This window comes from Pseudomonas sp. NPDC008258, from assembly GCF_042956345.1.
Taxonomy (GTDB): domain Bacteria; phylum Pseudomonadota; class Gammaproteobacteria; order Pseudomonadales; family Pseudomonadaceae; genus Aquipseudomonas.
This window is the reverse complement of the sequence record NZ_JBIBGE010000001.1, coordinates 226,180-240,763: the sequence shown is the minus strand read 5'-3', so window position 1 is coordinate 240,763 and position 14,584 is coordinate 226,180. Positions and strand designations below refer to the sequence as shown.

General features: G+C 63.4%; 15 protein-coding genes. 7 read left to right on the top strand and 8 right to left on the bottom strand.

Features of this window, described 5'->3' with window-relative positions:
• Positions 1-9: 9 nt before the first annotated feature.
• From ACFY9W_RS01055 to mreB, 4 genes are all read right to left on the bottom strand, one after another.
• The gene (locus ACFY9W_RS01055) at positions 10-741 is read right to left on the bottom strand and encodes a Maf family nucleotide pyrophosphatase (RefSeq protein WP_391124563.1); all 732 of its coding nucleotides are present in this window, start codon (positions 739-741) and stop codon (positions 10-12) included.
• Between the two features lie 33 nt (positions 742-774).
• A complete protein-coding gene (gene mreD / locus ACFY9W_RS01050; protein WP_015269051.1) occupies positions 775-1,263 on the bottom strand; it encodes a rod shape-determining protein MreD in 489 nt (162 codons plus the stop codon).
• Positions 1,263-2,315 (bottom strand): rod shape-determining protein MreC, encoded by a 1,053-nt coding sequence (mreC, locus tag ACFY9W_RS01045; RefSeq protein WP_391124809.1) that lies wholly within the window; start codon positions 2,313-2,315, stop codon positions 1,263-1,265. The genes mreD and mreC overlap by 1 nt, the downstream gene beginning before the upstream one ends.
• A gap of 166 nt (positions 2,316-2,481) precedes the next feature.
• Positions 2,482-3,519, bottom strand: coding sequence for a rod shape-determining protein MreB (gene mreB, locus ACFY9W_RS01040; RefSeq protein WP_003255163.1), 1,038 nt, complete (start codon positions 3,517-3,519; stop codon positions 2,482-2,484).
• 205 nt (positions 3,520-3,724) lie between these two features.
• Between mreB and gatC the strand changes: the two genes are divergently transcribed.
• From gatC to ACFY9W_RS01010, 6 genes are all read left to right on the top strand, one after another.
• Positions 3,725-4,012, top strand: coding sequence for an Asp-tRNA(Asn)/Glu-tRNA(Gln) amidotransferase subunit GatC (gene gatC, locus ACFY9W_RS01035; RefSeq protein WP_391124560.1), 288 nt, complete (start codon positions 3,725-3,727; stop codon positions 4,010-4,012).
• Between the two features lie 15 nt (positions 4,013-4,027).
• On the top strand, positions 4,028-5,479 hold the full coding sequence (gene gatA / locus ACFY9W_RS01030) for an Asp-tRNA(Asn)/Glu-tRNA(Gln) amidotransferase subunit GatA (RefSeq protein ID WP_391124557.1): 1,452 nt from the start codon (positions 4,028-4,030) through the stop codon (positions 5,477-5,479).
• An 11-nt stretch (positions 5,480-5,490) separates the two neighbouring features.
• Complete coding sequence (gene gatB / locus ACFY9W_RS01025; RefSeq protein WP_391124554.1) at positions 5,491-6,936, top strand: Asp-tRNA(Asn)/Glu-tRNA(Gln) amidotransferase subunit GatB; 1,446 nt, start codon at positions 5,491-5,493, stop codon at positions 6,934-6,936.
• A 143-nt stretch (positions 6,937-7,079) separates the two neighbouring features.
• Complete coding sequence (locus ACFY9W_RS01020) at positions 7,080-7,454, top strand: septal ring lytic transglycosylase RlpA family protein (RefSeq protein WP_391124551.1); 375 nt, start codon at positions 7,080-7,082, stop codon at positions 7,452-7,454.
• Positions 7,455-7,514: 60 nt separating this feature from the next.
• Complete coding sequence (locus ACFY9W_RS01015; protein WP_391124807.1) at positions 7,515-8,558, top strand: calcium/sodium antiporter; 1,044 nt, start codon at positions 7,515-7,517, stop codon at positions 8,556-8,558.
• 10 nt (positions 8,559-8,568) lie between these two features.
• A complete protein-coding gene (locus tag ACFY9W_RS01010; protein ID WP_391124548.1) occupies positions 8,569-8,943 on the top strand; it encodes a carboxymuconolactone decarboxylase family protein in 375 nt (124 codons plus the stop codon).
• Between the two features lie 126 nt (positions 8,944-9,069).
• On the opposite strand, the gene ACFY9W_RS01005 is transcribed toward ACFY9W_RS01010, so the two are convergent.
• The 4 genes from ACFY9W_RS01005 to ACFY9W_RS00990 form a co-directional block, all read right to left on the bottom strand.
• Complete coding sequence (locus ACFY9W_RS01005) at positions 9,070-10,428, bottom strand: amino acid permease (RefSeq protein WP_391124545.1); 1,359 nt, start codon at positions 10,426-10,428, stop codon at positions 9,070-9,072.
• 56 nt (positions 10,429-10,484) lie between these two features.
• Positions 10,485-11,426 (bottom strand): AEC family transporter, encoded by a 942-nt coding sequence (locus ACFY9W_RS01000; RefSeq protein WP_025753795.1) that lies wholly within the window; start codon positions 11,424-11,426, stop codon positions 10,485-10,487.
• Positions 11,427-11,648: 222 nt separating this feature from the next.
• On the bottom strand, positions 11,649-12,209 hold the full coding sequence (locus ACFY9W_RS00995; protein WP_003255244.1) for a response regulator transcription factor: 561 nt from the start codon (positions 12,207-12,209) through the stop codon (positions 11,649-11,651).
• Positions 12,209-13,465: an ATP-binding protein gene (locus ACFY9W_RS00990; protein ID WP_391124540.1), complete on the bottom strand. Its 1,257-nt coding sequence runs from the start codon at positions 13,463-13,465 to the stop codon at positions 12,209-12,211. The genes ACFY9W_RS00995 and ACFY9W_RS00990 overlap by 1 nt, the downstream gene beginning before the upstream one ends.
• Positions 13,466-13,667: 202 nt before the next feature.
• On the opposite strand from ACFY9W_RS00990, the gene ACFY9W_RS00985 reads away from it, so the two are divergent.
• A complete protein-coding gene (locus ACFY9W_RS00985; RefSeq protein WP_391124537.1) occupies positions 13,668-14,384 on the top strand; it encodes an SIMPL domain-containing protein in 717 nt (238 codons plus the stop codon).
• Positions 14,385-14,584: the final 200 nt, after the last annotated feature.

The window sequence follows — 14,584 nt, the reverse complement described above, 5'->3', positions numbered from 1 at the left end:
CACTGCTGGCTACTGCGGGTTTGTTACCTCTGGCGTAGGCATGGGCGGCTGCCAGCAGGCAACGCCAAACTGGCCGAGCAGATCGGCCGTTTCACTGAGGGGCAAACCCACCACTGCCGAGTAGCTGCCGGACAGGCCAGTGACGAACACCGCGCCCAGGCCCTGGATGGCGTAGCCACCCGCCTTGTCCGCCGGCTCGCCGCTGGCCCAGTAGCGTTGGGCTTCTTCGTCGCTGATCACGCGAAAGCGAACCTGGCTGGTAACGCACAGGCTTTGCGTGCGCAGCCCGTCGATGAGAGCGACCGCAGTCAGTACCTGATGCTCGCGGCCTGACAGGTCGGCCAGCATGGCCAGGGCATCTTCACGGTTTTGCGGCTTGCCGAGAATACGACCATCGAGCACCACGGCAGTGTCTGCGCCGAGTACTACTGCTCGTTCTCCCGGGGCCGCAAGGCGGCCCTTCGCGGGCACGCCCGCTCCCACAGGGACCGCGCTGCTTTCAAGATCATGACCGGACCTGTGGGAGCGGGCGTGCCCGCGAAGGGCCTGCACCGGATCTGTCAGGCTGGCCAGGCCTGCAGCAGCCTTGGCCCGAGCCAGGCGTTCGACGTAGGCCGGCGCGCTTTCGCCGGGCAGCGGGGTTTCATCGATGGGGGCGCTGACGACGCTGAACGGCACGCCGATCTGGGTCAGCAGTTCACGACGGCGGGGCGAGCCGGAGGCCAGGTAAAGCGGGTTCATGCAGACATCTCCCTGTCAGTGTCGGCATCGCCGTCAGTTGATATGCAAGCGTCGGCGCAAGTCGCGCAGGGCGAAGCTGATCCACGGCCAGAGCAAGGCACTGATGACCGCCGACCAGACCAGCGCCAACGTGGGCAGGCGGTTGCCGGTCAGGGCGCTGAGCCACAACTGGATCAACTGGGCGATACCGAAGATCACCAGGATCACCAGGCTCTGCTGCCACATGGGGAACATGCGCAGGCGCTGTTGCAGCGACAGCACCAGGAATGTGATCAGGGTAAGGATCAGCGCGTTCTGCCCCAGCAGGGTGCCGTACAGCACGTCCTCGGCCAGGCCCAGCACGAACGCCGTGGTCATGCCGACCTTGTTCGGCACGGCCAAGGTCCAGAAGGACACCAGCAAGGCTAGCCACATGGGCCGGAACACTTCCATGAACTGCGGCATGGGCGAGACGCTGAGCAGCAGGCCGATGGCGAAAGTCAGCCAGATGACCCAGCCGTTGTTGCGGCGTGAAGCAGCCATCATTGTCTCCGGGTATGAGCGGGTGCAGCGGGCGCTGCAGCTGGCGTTGCAGGGGCAGCCGCCGGGACTGCGGGCTGTGCGGCCGGAGCTGTCGGCGCAGGCGTTGTGGCCGGTACGACAGGCGCACTGCCGGCTGGCGTGCCCTGCTCGCCTGGGCTTGTTACCGCGCCACCCTTGCGGTCAGCCTCTTCCTGGGCGATGGCGGCGTCGGTAGCGCGCTGCTCCGGGGTACGCCGGTCGCTGAACACCAGCAGCATGTAGCGGCTGCGATTGAGCGCGGCGGTGGGGATGGCACGCACGATGGCGAACGGCTGGCCGGAGTCGTGGATCACCTCATTGACCGTGGCTACCGGGTAGCCGGCCGGAAAGCGCTGGCCCATACCGGAGCTGACCAACAGGTCGCCTTCCTTGATGTCGGCGGTATCGGCCACATGCCGCAGCTCCAGGCGCTCGGGGTTACCGGTGCCGCTGGCGATGGCACGCAGGCCGTTGCGGTTGACCTGCACCGGAATGCTGTGGGTGGTGTCGGTCAGCAACAGCACCCGCGAGGTGTAGGGCATCAACTCGACCACCTGGCCCATCAGGCCACGCGCATCGAGCACCGGCTGGCCAAGGAACACGCCATCACGCTCACCCTTGTTGATCAGGATGCGGTGGGTGAACGGGTTGGGGTCGACACCGATCAGTTCGGCTACTTCGACCTTTTCGTTGACCAGCGCCGAAGAGTTCAGCAACTCGCGCAGGCGCACGTTCTGCTCGGTCAGGGCGGCGAGCTTCTGCAAACGCCCCTGCAACAGCAGGGCTTCGGTCTTGAGCTTTTCGTTTTCGGCGATCAGTTCGTTGCGGCTGCCGAACTGGCCGGCAACGCCTTGCCACGCACGCTGCGGCAAGTCGGTGATCCAGTACGACTCCATCAGTACCACGCCCATCTGGCTGCGCACAGGCTTGAGCACGTCGAAGCGCGCGTCGACAACCATCAACGCGACCGACATCACCACCAGTACGAGCAGGCGAACGCCCAGCGAAGGGCCCTTGGAGAAAAGCGGTTTAATGGGCCGTTCCTCGTGGACGACTCAGGAGGTCATTGGACATGGGACAACGCACCAGCCTGGTTGCGGGTTGACGGATACGGCGCCCTGAACGGGCGCCAGCCCAGCACATACAGGTAGCACTGTGCGTACTACCTGTAAACCGGGCGCTCGTGAGCAGCGAGTGGGATCACTCGCTGGAGAGCAGGTCCATCGCGTGCTTGTCCATCATCTCCAGGGCGCGACCGCCGCCACGGGCGACACAGGTCAGCGGGTCCTCGGCGACGATCACTGGCAGGCCGGTTTCCTGGGCCAGCAGCTTGTCGAGGTCACGCAGCAGCGCACCACCACCGGTCAGCACCAGGCCACGCTCGGCGATGTCCGAAGCCAGCTCGGGCGGCGACTGCTCCAGGGCGCTCTTGACCGCCTGGACGATGGTCGCCAGCGATTCCTGCAACGCTTCGAGCACTTCGTTGGAGTTCAGGGTGAAGGCACGCGGTACGCCTTCGGCCAGGTTACGGCCACGTACGTCGACTTCGCGCACTTCGCCGCCCGGGTAGGCGGTACCGATTTCCTGCTTGATGCGCTCGGCGGTGGATTCGCCGATCAGGCTGCCGTAGTTACGGCGCACGTAAGTGACGATGGCTTCGTCGAAGCGGTCGCCGCCAACGCGGACGGATTCGGCATAGACCACGCCATTCAGCGAGATCAGGGCGATTTCAGTGGTACCGCCACCGATATCGACGACCATCGAGCCACGTGCCTCTTCAACCGGCAGGCCGGCACCAATGGCAGCGGCCATCGGCTCTTCGATCAGGAACACTTCACGGGCACCGGCACCCAGGGCCGACTCGCGAATGGCGCGGCGCTCTACCTGGGTCGACTTGCACGGCACGCAGATCAGCACACGCGGGCTTGGCTGCAGGAAGCTGTTCTCGTGAACCTTGTTGATAAAATATTGCAACATTTTTTCGCAGACGCTGAAGTCGGCGATGACGCCGTCCTTCATCGGACGAATGGCAGCAATGTTGCCAGGCGTACGGCCCAGCATGCGTTTGGCTTCGGTACCGACGGCGACGACGCTTTTCTGATTGCCATGGGTACGGATGGCAACAACCGAGGGCTCATTCAGGACGATACCGCGCTCACGCACGTAAATAAGGGTGTTGGCAGTACCCAGGTCGATGGAGAGATCGCTGGAAAACATGCCACGCAGTTTCTTGAACATGGGAAAGTGACCCTGGGGAAAGCGTGGGTAAAAAAGTGCGGCAAACTCTAACAATGGCAGGGATTTTGGGCAAGGAGCCAATATGTTAAATTGGCTGTTTTTCCGAGCATGCCAGCCGATGATCGCGGCCGTTGGACCGCCAGAAAGCTGACATGTTCCTCATCGCGGACCCAAATTCCGTTCTTTGTTTCCCTTGGAGATCCCCATGGCGCTTGAACGCTGCGACGTGGAAAAGATCGCCCATCTGGCCCGTCTGGGGCTGAATGATGGCGAACTGCCACGCATTACCGACGCCCTGAACAGCATCCTCGGCCTGGTCGACCAGATGCAAGCGGTGGATACCACCGGCATCGAGCCCCTGGCCCACCCGCTGGAGGCCAGCCAGCGCCTGCGTCCCGACCAGGTCACCGAACACAACCAGCGCGATGCCTACCAGGCTATCGCGCCGTCGACCGAAAGTGGTCTGTACCTGGTTCCTAAAGTCATCGAGTAAGGGATAGAGCCTGCCATGCATCAATTGACCCTGGCCGAGATCGCCCGCGGACTCGCCGACAAGTCGTTTTCCTCCGAAGAGCTGACCGGCACCCTGCTGGCGCGCATCAAGCAGCTCGACCCGCAGATCAACAGCTTCATCAGCGTCACCGAAGACCTGGCCCTGGGCCAGGCACGTGCCGCCGACGCCCGCCGCGCCGCTGGCGAAACCGGCGCGCTGCTGGGTGCGCCGATCGCCCACAAGGACCTGTTCTGCACCAACGGCGTACGCACCAGCTGCGGCTCGAAGATGCTCGACAACTTCAAGGCGCCGTATGACGCCACCGTGGTCGCCAAGCTGGCCGAAGCCGGCATGGTCACCCTGGGCAAGACCAACATGGACGAGTTCGCCATGGGTTCGGCCAACGAATCCAGCCACTATGGCGCGGTGAAGAACCCGTGGAACCTCGAACACGTCCCGGGCGGTTCGTCGGGCGGTTCGGCCGCTGCCGTGGCCGCACGCCTGCTGCCGGCTACCACCGGCACCGACACCGGCGGTTCGATCCGCCAGCCGGCGGCACTGACCAACCTCACCGGCCTCAAGCCGACGTACGGTCGTGTGTCGCGCTGGGGCATGATCGCCTACGCCTCCAGCCTTGACCAGGGCGGCCCGCTGGCCCGCACTGCCGAAGACTGCGCCCTGCTGCTGCAAGGCATGGCCGGCTTTGATGCCAAGGATTCCACCAGCATCGAAGAGCCGGTGCCGGATTACAGCGCCACCCTCAATGGTTCGCTGCAGGGCCTGCGCATCGGCCTGCCGAAGGAGTACTTCGGTGCCGGCCTCGACCCACGCATCGCCGACCTGGTCCAGGCCAGCGTCAAAGAGCTGGAAAAGCTCGGTGCCGTGGTCAAGGAAATCAGCTTGCCGAACATGCAGCACGCCATCCCGGCCTACTACGTGATCGCCCCGGCTGAAGCCTCTTCCAACCTGTCGCGCTTCGACGGCGTGCGTTTCGGCTACCGCTGCGACGCGCCGAAAGACCTCACCGACCTGTACAAGCGTTCCCGCGGCGAAGGCTTCGGCGTGGAAGTACAGCGCCGCATCATGGTCGGCACCTACGCCCTGTCGGCTGGTTACTACGACGCCTACTACGTGAAGGCGCAGCAAATCCGTCGCCTGATCAAGAACGACTTCATGGCTGCCTTCAACGACGTCGACCTGATCCTCGGCCCAACCACGCCAAACCCGGCCTGGAAACTTGGCGCCAAGAGCAGCGACCCGGTCGCCGCCTACCTTGAAGACGTCTACACCATCACCGCCAACCTGGCGGGCCTGCCGGGCCTGTCGATGCCGGCCGGCTTCGTCGACGGCCTGCCGGTCGGCGTGCAGCTGCTGGCGCCGTACTTCCAGGAAGGCCGCCTGCTCAACGTCGCGCACCGCTATCAGCAAGTGACCGACTGGCACACCCGCGCCCCCAACGGCTTCTGAGGAATTCACACATGCAATGGGAAGTTGTGATCGGGCTGGAAATCCACACTCAGCTCGCCACCCAGTCGAAGATCTTCTCCGGCAGCGCCACCACCTTTGGCTCCGAGCCGAACACCCAGGCCAGCCTGGTTGACCTGGGGATGCCCGGCGTACTGCCGGTGCTGAACCAGGAAGCCGTGCGCATGGCGTGCATGTTCGGCCTGGCCATCGATGCCGAGATCGGCAAGCGCAACGTGTTTGCGCGCAAGAACTACTTCTACCCGGACCTGCCCAAGGGTTACCAGATCAGCCAGATGGACCTGCCAATCGTCGGCAAGGGCCACCTGGACATCGCCCTGGAAGACGGCACCATCAAGCGCATCGGGGTCACCCGCGCACACCTGGAAGAAGACGCCGGCAAGAGCCTGCACGAAGACTTCAGCGGCTCTACCGGCATCGACCTGAACCGTGCCGGCACCCCGCTGCTGGAAATCGTTTCCGAGCCAGACATGCGCAGCGCCAAGGAGGCCGTGGCCTACGTCAAGGCGATCCACGCGCTGGTGCGCTACCTGGGCATCTGCGACGGCAACATGGCCGAAGGCTCGCTGCGTTGCGACTGCAACGTGTCGATCCGCCCGAAAGGCCAGGCCGAGTTCGGCACCCGCTGCGAGATCAAGAACGTCAACTCGTTCCGCTTCATCGAGCGCGCGATCAACAGCGAAATCCAGCGCCAGATCGACCTGATCGAAGACGGCGGCAAGGTGGTGCAGGAAACCCGCCTGTACGACCCGAACAAGGACGAAACCCGCTCCATGCGCAGCAAGGAGGAAGCCAACGACTACCGTTACTTCCCCGACCCGGACCTGCTGCCGGTGGTGATCGAGGACAGCTTCCTCGAAACCGTGCGCGCCGGCCTGCCGGAGCTGCCGCCACAGAAGGTCGAGCGCTTCCAGAGCCAGTACGGCCTGTCGGCCTACGATGCCAACGTGCTGGCTTCCAGCCGCGAACAGGCGGACTACTTCGAAGAAGTGGTGAAGATCGGTGGCGACGCCAAGCTGGCCGCCAACTGGGTCATGGTCGAGCTGGGCAGCCTGCTGAACAAGCTGGGCATCGAAATCGACCAGGCGCCTGTCAGCGCTGCGCAACTGGGTGGCATGCTGCTGCGCATCCGCGACAACACCATCAGCGGCAAGATCGCCAAGACCGTGTTCGAGGCCATGGCTGGCGGTGAAGGCGATGCCGACAGCATCATCGAAAGCAAAGGCCTGAAGCAGGTTACCGACACCGGCGCGATCGACAAGATGCTCGACGAAGTGCTGGCGGCCAACGCCGAGCAGGTCGAGCAGTACCGCGCGGCAGATGAGGCCAAGCGCGGCAAGATGTTCGGCTTCTTCGTCGGCCAGGCAATGAAGGCTTCCAAAGGCAAGGCCAACCCGGGGCAGGTGAACCAATTGCTCAAGGCCAAGCTCGAAGGGTGATTGTTTTACCCTTGTAGTCCTGCGAGGGCTTTGCCCTCGTTCGCGAGCATGCCCGCTCCCACAGCTACAGCGCCGCTTCCAAAGGTGGCGACATACCTGTGGGAGCGGGCTTGCCCGCGAATGGCCACACCGGAGCATTTGAATTGCTAAAACGATCCCTGAGCACCCTGGCCCTCTTCTCTTTCCTGGCCGGCTGCGCCAGCCACGACATCGACCCGCGTGGTTACGACCAGACGGGCACTGCTTCCTATTACGGTTCACGCCACCACGGCAAACGCACTGCCAGCGGCGAACCCTTCAACCAGCACGGCCTTACCGCCGCCCACCGCAGCCTGCCCTTCGGCACCCGCGTTCTGGTTACCAACATGGCCAACCAGCGCAGCGTGGTGGTACGCATCAACGACCGCGGCCCGCATACCCGCGGCCGGCTGATCGACCTGTCTCGCGCCGCCGCAGAAAAAATCGGCATGCTCCGTAACGGAACGGCACGCGTGCGAGTACAAGGGCTTAGTGACTGACGCGACAGGAGTCCGACCATTTTCGACCTGGCCACCCTTCCCACCTTCAGCCTCCTGCAACTGGGCCTCGCCCTGCTGTTGCTGGTCGGCGGCGCTGAGCTGCTGGTGCGCGCCGCGCTGCGCCTGGCTCAGCGCCTTCATGTACGCCCTCTGATCATCGGCCTGAGCCTGGTGGCCTTCGGCAGTACCGCGCCACAACTCACCGTCAGCCTGCAAGCGGCCTACCAGGGCGCGCCGGATGTGGCCGTGGGCAGCGTGATTGGCAGCAACATCTTCAACGTGTTGGTCATTCTCGGCCTTGCCGCGCTCATCATCCCCCTGCGCGTATCGCGTCAGCTGGTACGCCTGGACATTCCGCTGATGATCGTGGCCAGCGGCCTGGTCTATGCGCTGGCTGCCAACGGGCACCTGGGCAGGGGCGAAGGGGTTCTGTTGCTGCTTGGCCTTGCCGGTTACCTGGCGATGCTTTGGCACCAGTCGCGTCACTACGCGCGTACCTACCCTGCCCCGCACACTGCAAAATCCAGTGCCGGGCGCTTCTGGTCGGGCACGCTGTTGCAAGTGCTGGCCGGGTTCGGCCTGCTGAGCCTGGCGGGCCACCTGCTGCTGGAGGCTGCCGTCGAGGTGGCCACCGACCTTGGTTTGTCCGAGCGCATCATTGGCCTGACTGTCGTCGCCATCTGTACCTCTTTGCCAGAGCTCGCCGCCGCGCTCATCGCGGCCTTGCGCGGCGAACGGGAGATTGCCGTGGGTACGGTGATCGGCAGTAACCTGTTCAATCTGCTGGGCGTGCTTGGCCTGACTGCGCTGGTCACCCCGGAGCCGCTTTCGATCTCGCCCAATGCGCTGTCGTTCGACCTGCCCGTAATGCTAGGCGTTGCCGCGCTGAGCCTGCCGGTGTTCTATTCCGGCTATCGCATAACCCGCGCCGAAGGCCTGGTGTTCCTTTGCCTGTACGTGGCTTACGGCCTGCACGTAGCGGCGTTCACCATGGGTCTGCCACTGGCTGGCCGGCTTGAGAAGTTGATGCTGTTCTATGTACTGCCAGTGCTCGCCGTGGTGTTGCTCTACACCACCGTGCGCGCCTGGCGTCGCCAACACTAAGGAAAACAACATGGCTGAGAGCAACAAGACCGGCGAGCAGATTCGCCGCCAGGTAATGGGCGATGCGTTCGTCGACCGCGCTTTGGGCAATGCCACTGACTTTACCCAGCCGCTGCAAGACTTCGTCAACGAACATGCCTGGGGTAGCGTGTGGGCCCGCGACGGGCTGCCGCTGAAAACCCGCAGCCTGATTACCCTGGCCACGCTCACGGCGCTCAAGTGCCCGCAAGAGCTCAAGGGGCATGTGCGCGGAGCATTGAACAACGGCTGTACGGTAGAGGAGATTCGCGAGGCGCTGCTGCATTGCGCGGTGTATGCGGGGGTGCCAGCGGCGATTGATGCGTTCCGTGCAGCGCAGGAAGTGATCGACAGTTACCAAGGCTGATCCAGCCTCTTTCAGGCCCGGCCTCTTCGCGGGCACGCCCGCTCCCACAGGGACCCCATAGGCTTCGAAGCCTGTGCAGTACCTGTGGGAGCGGGCGCGCCCGCGAAGAGGCCGGGCCTGCCTTGTCTATTTGGCCTGGCGAGCCTTTTTCATCTTGAAGGCGACCCAAAGCACCAGGATCCACGCCGGGATCAGCATCACCGAGATGCGAATCGGCGGTGTCAGGTACATCACCACCAGAATCAGCACGATAAACGCCAAGCACAGGTAGTTGGTCAGCGGGTGCCCCAGGCTCTTGTAGAATGGGGTAATGCCGGCTGCCAGCTTGGCCTTGCGGAACTTCAGGTGGGTGATGCTGATGCTTGCCCAGTTGATCACCAGCGCCGACACCGCCAAGGCCATCAGCAAGCCAAAGGCCTCACCCGGCATCAGGTAGTTGATTACCACGCACAGGCCGGTCGCGAACGCCGAAACACCCAACGCCGTCAGCGGCACGCCGCTGCGGCTCACCTTCAGCAACTGACGCGGCGCATCACCCTGGCTGGCCAGGCCGAACAGCATGCGGCTGTTGGCGTACACACAGCTGTTGTACACCGACAGCGCAGCCGTCAGCACCACGATGTTGAGGATGGTCGCCACCAGGTCGCTGTCCAGCTCGTGGAAAATCATCACGAACGGGCTGCCACCCTGCACCACCTTCTGCCACGGGTACAGCGACAGCAGCACTGCCAGGGCACCGATGTAGAAGATCAGGATACGGTACACCACCTGGTTGGTGGCCTTGGGGATGCTCTGGCGCGGGTTGTCGGCCTCGGCGGCGGTTATACCCACCAGCTCCAGGCCACCGAACGAGAACATGATCACCGCCAGCGCCATCACCAGGCCGGTGACCCCATTAGGGAAGAAGCCGCCGTACTGCCACAGGTTGGCCACGCTGGCATCCGGGCCGCCGTGGCCGCTGCTCAACAGCCAGGCGCCAAAGCCGATCATGCTGACGATAGCCACCACCTTGACCAGGGCGAACCAGAACTCCATCTCGCCGTAGACTTTCACCTGGGTCAGGTTGATGAGGTTGATCGCCACGAAGAAGATCGCCGCCGTGGCCCAGGTGGGAAACTCTGGCCACCAGTACTGCACGTAGATGCCGACCGCGGTCAGCTCGGCCATGCCGACCAGCACGTACACCACCCAGTAGTTCCAGCCCGAGACAAAGCCGGCGAACTCGCTCCAGTACTGGTGGGCGAAGTGACTGAAGCTGCCGGCAACCGGCTCTTCCACCACCATTTCGCCCAACTGGCGCATGATCAGGAAGGCCATCAGGCCGGCAATGGCATAACCCAGCAGAACGGAAGGGCCGGCCAGCTGGATGGTCTGGGCAATGCCCAGGAACAACCCGGTACCGATGGCCCCGCCCAGCGCGATCAGCTGGATATGGCGATTCTTCAGCCCGCGCTGTAACCGCTCGGGCGTGCTCTGGTCTTGCATGAAGTGTCCTTTAGCTCAGTGAGGCTGTGTTTTTTGTGTTGTTTGCAGTCAAGGATCTAGATCCATCCGCCCCACTGCAAGATGAAAATGCCGATATTGGTGGTGATCGCCGCCATTAAGGTAGTGATCACGATGATCGATGCAGCCAACTCGTGGTTGCCGTTGGCCGCCCGCGCCATCACGTAGCTGGCCGCTGCGGTCGGGCTACCGATGTACAGGAACAGGATACCCAGCTCGGCCCCTCGGAAGCCGCACAGCCACGCGCCCAGGGTACCCAGCAGCGGCAGCCAGACCATCTTCACCAGGCTGGCATCGATCGCCAGCCGGCCACTGTCGCGCAGCGCCGCCAGCGACAGGGTGCCACCAATACAGATCAGCGCCAGCGGCAGGGTCATCTGCGCCAGGTAGTCGCCAGAGGTCAGCAACCAGTTGGGCAGCGGCACCTGGCCGTACGCCATCGGGGTGGCGACCAGCACGCTGATGATCAGCGGGTTGCTGAAGATGCTCTTGCAGATGCTCCACGGGTCGGACTTGAGGTCCGGGCTATACACCGCCAGTACCACTGCCGACAGCGAGTTGTACATGAGGATGACCAGGCCAGCGAGTACCGCCCCCAGGGAAATACCATAGTCACCGTACAGGCTGGCGGCCAGGGCCAGGCCGATTACGCCGTTGTTGCCGCGGAACGCGCCTTGGGTATAGATACCACGCTCGGCCAGCGGGCTGCGCCAGATGGCCAGGCCCCAGGCAATGGCGAAGCCGACCAGGGTAGCCACGATGAAGTAGAGGATGACACCAGGCTTTACTGCGGACGCCAGGTCGGCGTGGTAGATGCCGAGGAACAACAGCGCGGGCATGCACACGTTGAACACCAGCTGCGAGGCGACGCGGTTGAAATTGTCGTCGATCAGGTGGATGCGTTTGAGCAGTACGCCCATGAACAACATGGCGAAGACCGGTGCCGTGATGTTCAGCGTCTGGATAAGAAGGGCGAGCATGCGCAAGCGATCCTGGAGGGGGTTGCCGTTAGGGGGCTAATGATACGCCAACGGCTGGGATTTGCGGGGATCGAGCGCGATAAAAGCACATGCCTTTCAGATTCTGCGCTGCCAGTGCTGGCCTCTTCGCGGGCACGCCCGCTCCCACAGGTACGGCGCTGCTCTCAAGGGCGGCGCGGTATTTGTGGGAGCGGGCGTGCCCGCGAAGAAGCTAACACAGAATCAGCGCCGAACCGGGCGCTTCTGCAATTTGCGCTGCAAGGTCCGCCGGTGCATGCCCAGCGCCCGCGCAGTGGCCGAGATATTGCCCTCATGCTCGTTCAGCACGCGCTGGATATGCTCCCACTGCAGGCGGTCGACCGACATCGGGTTTTCCGGCACCAGGGTATCCAGGTCGGTGTGTTCCGACAGCAGCGCTGCCAGTACGTCATCGGCGTCGGCCGGTTTGCACAGGTAGTTGCAGGCGCCGCGCTTGACCGCTTCCACCGCCGTGGCAATGCTCGAGTACCCGGTCAGGATCACCACGCGCATTTCCGGGTCCAGTTCCAGCAGCTTGGGCAGCAGCACCAGGCCCGAGTCACCGTCCATCTTCAGGTCCAGCGTGGCATAGTCCGGCAGGTCCTGCTGGGCCAGGATCAAGCCCTCTTCGGCAGAACTGGCAGTGCTCACGCGGAAACCGCGACGGCTCATGGCACGGGCCATGACCCGGGTAAAGGTGGCATCGTCATCCACCAGCAGCAGGTGCGGCAGCTCTTCGCTTTCGACCTGGTTTTCTTCGCTCATCATTCATCTCCTCGCTTGCCATAGGGCAGGCGCAGTTCGGTCAGGGTGCCACCCTGTTCATGACTATAGAGTTTCACCGAACCGCCCGCACGGGTCACGCTGGCCTTGCTCAAGAACAGGCCAAGGCCAAAGCCTTTGCCCTTGGTGGTAATGAAGGGTTTGCCGATGGCTTCGGCAATGGCCGGCGGCACGCCGGGGCCGTGGTCGCGGATGCTGATGACGATGTCCTGGGCGTCCCAGTCCAGGCGCACTTCAAGGTCATCGGGGCAGGCATCGGCGGCATTGTTCAACAGGTTCAGCAGCGCCTGGGTCAGGTCCGGCGGCGGGGTCAGCCGCGGCACCTTGCCGTCACGCAGGCGCTGGAAGCGGTAGCTGGCCTCCGGACGCATCAGGTGCCAGCGGTTCAGCGCCTCGTCCAGCCAAGCGGTCACGTCCTGCTCCACGATCGCCAGGCGGCGATTGGCTTCGGCAGCGCGCACCAGCTGTTGCAGGGTTTCCTTGCACAACTTTACCTGGTCCTGAAGGATCTGCAGGTCCTCCTGCAACAACGGGTCGGCATGGTCCTGGCGCATTTCGTTCAGCAGCACGCTCATGGTTGCCAGCGGCGTGCCCAGCTCGTGGGCAGCACCGGCGGCCTGGGTGGCCACAGCCAGCAACTGCTCATCACGCAGGCTTTCTTCGCGCCGTTCGGAACGCAGTTGCTCCTGGCGACGCAATTCTTCGGCCATGCGCGCGGCGAAGAAGGTGATCACCGCAGCAGCCAAGGCAATGCTCAGCCACATGCCGTATACCTGCATCTTGTCCCGCGCCATGGGCAGGCCTTCCAGCGGGTAGAACTGCACCAGCAGCAGGCTGTAGGCCGTCAGGGCGATACCCGAAAGGATCAGCGAATACAGCCACGGCAAGGTAACAGCAGCAATCGCCAGCGGCACCAGGTAATACGACACGAACGGGTTGGTCGAACCGCCCGAGTAATACAGCAAGGCACTGTGAATCAGCAGATCGCACGCCAGTTGCAGGGCGTACTCCATTTCGGTGACCGGCAGCGACAGGCGCAGGCGCAACGCCGTGAACGCACACAGCAGTGAGGACAACGCCAAGGTGCCAGCCAGCGATAGCCACGGCAACGGCAGCAGTTCGGTCCAGTAGGCAACGCCCACGGAGCCGGCCTGGGCAGCCAGGACCAGGACTCGAATGACGGTCAGGCGCCAGAGATTCTGGCGGGTAGCGGACAGCGGTTGTACGGCGGCGAGCATGAGCTCTCCTGATGAGTGCTCCAGAAAAATCGGCTGGAGTATACCGAAGCCGGGCGCATCGCTGCAGCGATGCGGCAAAGCGCCACACTTTGTCACAGGTTCATGATGGCACTTTTGAACCCACTACACTGATGCCGGTCTTATGGGCCATGCGTGGAATGGATGGCCAGAACCCACGCCCTTTATTGCCAAGGAGTACCACATGCAAATCCCACGTCGCGGCGCCGCCCTTGCCCTGTCTTGCGGCCTGCTTGCCAGCCTGCCGGCGCTGGCTGCCGATGAGCCGCGTTACAACCAGGTTTCCCTGCGCGCCGAAGTCAGCAAGGAAGTACCGCGCGACCTGATGGTCGTGACCCTGTACAGCGAAGCGCAGAACACCGACCCGGGCAAGCTTGCCAAGCAGATCACCGAAACCATGAACAAGGCCGTACAGCAGTCGCGCCAGGTCAAAGATGTGAAGATCAGCCAGGGCAGCCGCAACAGCTACCCGGTGTATGACAGCAAAGGCCAGAAGATCACCGGCTGGCGCGAGCGCGCCGAGCTGCGCCTGGAAAGCGCCAACTTCCCGGCCCTGTCCCAGCTTACCGCCGACCTGCTGCAAGAGCTGAAAATGGGCGGCATGGACTTCTCCATCGCCCCGACCACGCGCAAGGCCAGCGAAGACGCACTGCTCAAGGACGCGGTCGATGCCTTCAAGGCGCGCGCGCAACTGGCCACCGAGGCGCTGGGTGGCAAGGGCTATAAAGTGGTCAGCCTGAACCTGAACAGCAGCGGCTACCCGCGCCCGTACCTGCGCAGTGCGCCGATGGCGATGAAAGCGATGGGGGCTGACGAGGCGGCACCAGCGCCGGATATCGAAGCGGGTACCAGTGAAGTCAGCATGAATGCCGATGGGCTTATCGAAGTGCAGATGCCGTAACAGTTACTACGTACCTGTGGGAGCGGGCATGCCCGCGAAAAAGCCTACGCGATGGATGGCACGGGCTTCGCCCGTGTTCGCGGGCACGCCCGCTCCCACACGAACCATACCTAAGCGCAAAATCAGCGCTATTCAGCCCCTTCCTACGCACCTTTAAGGTGCTTCCTACATTTACTCCCGCCCCGAAACATCCCGCAAAA

Coding starts and splice junctions, on each gene's coding strand:
- ACFY9W_RS01055 (WP_391124563.1), bottom strand. CDS start 741: ATGAACCCGCTTTACCTGGCCTCCGGCTCGCCCCGCCGTCGTGAACTG.
- mreD (WP_015269051.1), bottom strand. CDS start 1,263: ATGGCTGCTTCACGCCGCAACAACGGCTGGGTCATCTGGCTGACTTTC.
- mreB (WP_003255163.1), bottom strand. CDS start 3,519: ATGTTCAAGAAACTGCGTGGCATGTTTTCCAGCGATCTCTCCATCGAC.
- gatC (WP_391124560.1), top strand. CDS start 3,725: ATGGCGCTTGAACGCTGCGACGTGGAAAAGATCGCCCATCTGGCCCGT.
- gatA (WP_391124557.1), top strand. CDS start 4,028: ATGCATCAATTGACCCTGGCCGAGATCGCCCGCGGACTCGCCGACAAG.
- gatB (WP_391124554.1), top strand. CDS start 5,491: ATGCAATGGGAAGTTGTGATCGGGCTGGAAATCCACACTCAGCTCGCC.
- ACFY9W_RS01010 (WP_391124548.1), top strand. CDS start 8,569: ATGGCTGAGAGCAACAAGACCGGCGAGCAGATTCGCCGCCAGGTAATG.
- ACFY9W_RS01005 (WP_391124545.1), bottom strand. CDS start 10,428: ATGCAAGACCAGAGCACGCCCGAGCGGTTACAGCGCGGGCTGAAGAAT.
- ACFY9W_RS01000 (WP_025753795.1), bottom strand. CDS start 11,426: ATGCTCGCCCTTCTTATCCAGACGCTGAACATCACGGCACCGGTCTTC.
- ACFY9W_RS00995 (WP_003255244.1), bottom strand. CDS start 12,209: ATGAGCGAAGAAAACCAGGTCGAAAGCGAAGAGCTGCCGCACCTGCTG.
- ACFY9W_RS00990 (WP_391124540.1), bottom strand. CDS start 13,465: ATGCTCGCCGCCGTACAACCGCTGTCCGCTACCCGCCAGAATCTCTGG.
- ACFY9W_RS00985 (WP_391124537.1), top strand. CDS start 13,668: ATGCAAATCCCACGTCGCGGCGCCGCCCTTGCCCTGTCTTGCGGCCTG.